This is a genomic window from Microbulbifer epialgicus, assembly GCF_041447265.1.
In the GTDB taxonomy this organism is placed as follows: Bacteria; Pseudomonadota; Gammaproteobacteria; order Pseudomonadales; family Cellvibrionaceae; genus Microbulbifer; species Microbulbifer epialgicus.
Genome location: NZ_JBGMEK010000149.1, coordinates 1 through 5,142, shown reverse-complemented (window position 1 = coordinate 5,142; position 5,142 = coordinate 1). Strand labels below are relative to the sequence as shown.

The window sequence follows — 5,142 nt, the reverse complement described above, 5'->3', positions numbered from 1 at the left end:
GAAAATGAACAGGGAGGAATGTTCGTTCGAACTATTGGACTTGCGCGCGCCAATGTTAAGGTTAGCATGATGAATTCGGTTTACGACATGCGTCGATTTGTCAGTTTATACAGTTGAATTGCGCCCGCAGTATACAGAGTGGGATAAAATAGCTATGAGTTTTACTTGAAATTACTATAAAACACACTAACTATCAATATTTATTGAATAAGCTTAGCTTTACAACTAAAACTCAAGCATAAATTAGCACTCCAATGGTTCGTAAATTTATCTCAGAATTTATAGAGGTTCCCTTATGATGGATGATAATCTTTAGAGGTTGGTAAATGCCTGTTGTGATGGCGTGTTTTTATTAAGATTGTAAAAGGAATTTATTGTGAGCGTAAAAATGGAATTTTCATTTTCTTATTCAATCTTAGCTTGTGGAATTATTGCTTCTTCAAATGCTCTTTCTGTTGAATGTTACGATACTATATATACCCCAACGTTACTTTTGGAGGAGCTTAACCGCTCTTTGTCAGATTCCAATCCATATGCCCTGACCGTTGTTGGTCCCACTGGTAGTTTACGCATGCTCGGTGCAGGAAAACTTACTTGTATGTCGTTAAGTAGTGAAGGTGAGGCTGGAATACTCATAGAGGGCGTGTCTGCAAGCGTTATCAACGGTAAAATTGAATCCTGCCCTAATGGCGTAAGTGTCGAGGGGGTGGGTAGTCACACTATTTTGAACTCAAAGATAACTGATTTCATTGATAATGGAGTTGTTGTTTCGAGTAGCTATAATTTAATTACGGGGAGTGAGATAGTCGGTATTGGGTTGACTACAGGCCTTGCGGGGGTATTTATTAATCTTGAGGCAAATTACAACACTATAAGCAATAATTATATTAGCGCTTCAGGGAATGATGGAGTAACAGTAGATGGAAAATTCACAACTATAACCCTGAATAGTATTATCGATAATGATGATGACGGGATCAATCTAAGAGGGGAATCAGGTGGAGCAACGGTAAGCGGTAATTTTGTCACTCTTAATAGCAATGAAGGGGTCCAAATGACAAGCAATTCAAATTTGATCTCTGGGAACATTGTGGTTGAAAATGGTCTTATCGGAGTGCTTATAGGTGGTAGCAGTACAGGTAATATGGTTAACAATAATAGAGTCAATGAAAATCTCGATGATGGTATCGTTATTCTTACTGGCAGTATAGGTAACACTATCGAGGATAACACCGCCATGGATAATGGAGAAGATGATTTGCGAGACTCTAATGAAAATATGCTATGTACGAATATGTTAAACGCCTGGAGTAATAATGACGTGGGCGCTGGAGGAACCTCTAACCCTCCTTGCCTAAAAGACCTGTAAATCGTACTCCTCAGTTGCTATTTTTTTCAGAAAAATACAACTGGGGATAACCTCAATTATTTGGACAAAATGGAAAATATTGTCTGTAACTCTAATCTATATAATCCTGAATACTTTTAGCTAAAAACATGTTGTGCACGGAAGCTTGTAACACCTTCCTTATGGATATTCCAGTTCAGATAAAATGTATGCTGTCTTTTTTCAAGAATTTAATGTATCTCTTAATATTTGAATGAATTTTTGTACTTTTGCTGGGGGAGTTATTGAATAATGATGCATATAGTGAATGGGAGTTGAGGCTACTAACATCACTTTCTCCAGTAAGCCGCTATTAACTCCTTGTGTTGTTGTGATATCAGGCAGCCTGGCGAGCCCGGCCCCCAACTCGGTTAACTGAATAATATCGTGTAGTGAATTGCAGCGAATTTTTGGCATTACTCGTAGCTTCACGTCTTTTGTCAAATCATATAGCACAGGTATACCCTGCCAATCATTGGCGATATGATCCCAATGAAGCAGCTCCATGAGGTCTTCGGGAATGCCGCCCTTCTCATCGATATACCTTGGGCTGGCATAGAGGCTCTCCCGGAGCACACCGAGTTTGGAAACTTTAGCGGATTGCATATCCAGGCTACCTACCCGAATCGCCAAATCTATCTGTGATTCAATCAAGTCCATTGGAGAGTCATCAGCCAGTAACCGTACACAAAGTTGAGGATGAAGCGCTCTCAGTTTGGATATGGTGGGCACAATTACGGGGCCGCACAGAGCAAGAGGGGTCGTTATGGTAAGTGTGCCCGAAATCTCTTCACTTGAGCGTTTTATATCACTCAGGGCAGTGTCGTAGATGTCCCTGATTTCACGACAGTGCGTATAGAAATGGGTGCCAGCCTCAGTCAGTGAGAGTGAACGGGTGCTTCTATAGAGTAGCCGGGTTCCCAGATCGCTCTCCAAGCGTGTGACTGCCTGGCTAACTGCCGATTTTGTGCGCGCCAAGTGATCAGCAGCTGTAGTAAAACTGCGTGATTCAACTACAGCCACGAATACCTGCATATCTTCAAGACTTGGCTTCACTGTTTAACTTCCCTAAACATTGATTTGATTCAATAGGGGTTTATCACAAGCAAGCATCTGGAGCAAACTATGTGCACAGCGTCAATACTTGATGAGTGAAACGAGGAGTTAGATATGGGTACGGGATTGATCGAGAAAACTCAGGCCGCCAGCGAGTTATGGAAGTCCTTTTTCAACAAGGGAGATGCCGTTGGCTGTGCCTCTATGTATGAACAAAATGCACATATGTTTGCCCAGCCTTTTGGCTTGTTCCAGGGACGCCATCAGATTGAAGCTTTCTGGCAGAACCTGATAGCCCAGGGGTTTACGGATGTGAGCTATACGGATATCAACATTGAGGCAGTCGATAAAAGCTCTACAGTTTTATCCAGTAATTGGAAGATGAACAATGCACAGGGAGTGATCACCCGTGAACTTTGGGTACTCCAAGATGATGGTTCTATGCGCTTGCGTGAGGATCACTTTGAAGTCGTTGATCCCAGTGACAAGTGAGGGGGGTGTAGTATGCATGAAGCTTGGGCCGCTTTCACTTGGGAAAAAACAGATGAACAATACAATCCCACGCTGTGGACGAGGCGTTTACCGACTGAAGAGTTACTACCAGCCCATGTTGAGATTACTAGTGGCCGTAGCGACACTTACCGCCGTAAGGTCAGTGACGGACTTCAAACCGTATGCTTTGGCAAGGGAGATTTCGTCGGCTCAATGGATATATTTAGGCCAGCTAATGTAGCTGACAATGCGCCTATCTTGGTCTATATCCATGGGGGATGGTGGCAGTGGTTTTCGAAGGAGCAATTTTCATACCTGGCTGAGCCCTTTAATAAAAAGGGAATCGCAGTCTATATGCCGGGTTATCGCATGGCCCAGGAGTGGGACTCTGAAAGCCCCATGGAATCTATTGTTACGCAGCTGCAGTGGGCCATGGTTTCCGTATTTAAAGAGGCTGAAAAGAAAGGCGCCTCTAAAGTTTACTTAATGGGGCACTCAGCCGGTGGACATCTGGTTGCTGTGCTCCATCAGATCGACTGGAGGAAATTTGAGGTTTCTAATGTAACAATTAAGAAATTGAAAGGGGTATTCTCATTGGCTGGCCTTTTTGATATTCGACCGTTAGTGAATAGTTTTGTTAATGACACGATACAGTTTTCAATGGCATCGGCAGCCAAAGTGAGTCCGCAATTACTAACAGTCTCTGAACGTCATTCTCCTTGCCCCTTACACTTAATCGTTCCTGAATTTGATACACCGGAATTCTTTCGGCAAACGAAAGAGTATCAGGAAAAATTACTGAAGGCCGACTGGCCTTGTCATTTTATATTAGCTAATAACCGGGACCACCTTGACCTTATTGAAAGGTTGTCCAATGATAACGATGAAGTTCTTGAGTATATTTTACTAAATATGAATTGATGAGAATAGTAATAGTTTTTAATTAGAAAACTTTTTGTTGAATTCAAGCGTAGATCGCAGCTTACACATCCGGGTATAAATTAATCGGAGAATTGTCCAAAGTGTGATTTAATTCAATAAGTTTTTCTGAAGGACTTCTTGTATAGCATGCAGTTTAGATGCTTCAGTGCAAAACAATATCGCAATATTTCCTTGGTAGCGGTTAATCGTAGGTAATCCTAATAGTTTGCTTGTATGATAGATACGTGGCTGCCTTGACCTGTTGCTAATCTCACAATATATGAAAGACCTACGCTTGCCATACAGTTTTTGTTAATTTTTCATTATTAAGTTTGTAGCAATTTATTAGATGGGCGTTAAATTGATGTATTGTAAACTAACACTCTTACTGTTGACCTTAGTTTCCATTCAATCTTTCGGATATTCGGGATTCCCTAAAGAATTTCAGGATAAATGGACAGTCAATAAAGACTTGTGTGATAAATATCTGAACCCTAGTAGCTTAGTTATATCTGAGGGTGAAGTTTCTTTTTGGGAGTCAATAGGAATAGTTAAATCAATCAGCAAACAAGATGAAAGTCTAAATGTCCATTTCCATATGGAAGGGGAAGGGCAGAGGTGGATTTCTGAAGAAACTTATACATTAAGTCGAGATGGAAAGGTTTTAATGCGCTCAGCAGAGGAGTACTTTTTTAAGTATGTACGCTGTATAAAATAGGTTGAGACAATATGGAACTTAATAAATCGGCATCACAACTACGATGTTCATCAGGGGAAGAAGCGATAAAAATTGCACAGAAAGTGAACGAGGTTCAATCGTTTATTGAACGCCCAGTGTATTGAGTTGATGCAGATAAAAAATTCAGAGTCGGATCTTGAAATTGGACCGGGAAACGGTGCTTTTTGCGATGATATTGTAAACGCTGCTAGTAGTGTGACATATACTGGCCTAGTGGTCCATGCGGTTAATTCTGTAACGTGTAGTAGTTCAGACTTGATCTGACAGTTACCGGTTTTTCAGAAGGTGCTTTGTCAGGTCAAATTCAGTTTACGAGTTTTTCCTTCCAGATGCTTTTTCCATCTTCAAGTGTTGCCATCGGAGTGCGGCCACAACACTTTTTACCCTGATGGGTACGGTCATTATTGTAATATGTGAGCCATTCGTCCAGATCCTTTTGTAACTCTTCTATTGATCCATAGATCTTCCGGCGTAATGAAGGCTGGTAGAACTCTTGTAGAATGGTTTTATGGAAGCGCTCACAGATGCCGTTGGTTTGTGGATGCCT

At 41.4% G+C, this 5,142-nt stretch carries 6 protein-coding genes; 4 read left to right on the top strand and 2 right to left on the bottom strand.

The features are described from left to right. The first annotated feature begins 376 nt into the window (after positions 1–376). On the top strand, positions 377–1,369 hold the full coding sequence (locus ACCI49_RS23440; RefSeq protein ID WP_371841667.1) for a right-handed parallel beta-helix repeat-containing protein: 993 nt from the start codon (positions 377–379) through the stop codon (positions 1,367–1,369). 201 nt (positions 1,370–1,570) lie between these two features. Here the strand turns inward: ACCI49_RS23440 and ACCI49_RS23435 are convergent, their stop codons facing one another. After that, on the bottom strand, positions 1,571–2,443 hold the full coding sequence (locus ACCI49_RS23435) for a LysR family transcriptional regulator (protein ID WP_371841666.1): 873 nt from the start codon (positions 2,441–2,443) through the stop codon (positions 1,571–1,573). 114 nt (positions 2,444–2,557) lie between these two features. Between ACCI49_RS23435 and ACCI49_RS23430 the strand changes: the two genes are divergently transcribed. From ACCI49_RS23430 to ACCI49_RS23420, 3 genes are all read left to right on the top strand, one after another. Next, a complete protein-coding gene (locus tag ACCI49_RS23430; RefSeq protein ID WP_371841665.1) occupies positions 2,558–2,935 on the top strand; it encodes a YybH family protein in 378 nt (125 codons plus the stop codon). Between the two features lie 12 nt (positions 2,936–2,947). Further along, the gene (locus tag ACCI49_RS23425) at positions 2,948–3,856 is read left to right on the top strand and encodes an alpha/beta hydrolase (RefSeq protein WP_371841664.1); all 909 of its coding nucleotides are present in this window, start codon (positions 2,948–2,950) and stop codon (positions 3,854–3,856) included. Positions 3,857–4,205: 349 nt separating this feature from the next. After that, on the top strand, positions 4,206–4,574 hold the full coding sequence (locus ACCI49_RS23420) for a hypothetical protein (protein WP_371841663.1): 369 nt from the start codon (positions 4,206–4,208) through the stop codon (positions 4,572–4,574). Positions 4,575–4,899: 325 nt separating this feature from the next. Here ACCI49_RS23420 and ACCI49_RS23415 read toward each other — a convergent pair. Then, a partial coding sequence (locus tag ACCI49_RS23415) for an integrase core domain-containing protein (protein WP_371840492.1) occupies positions 4,900–5,142 on the bottom strand: 243 nt, incomplete at its 5' end.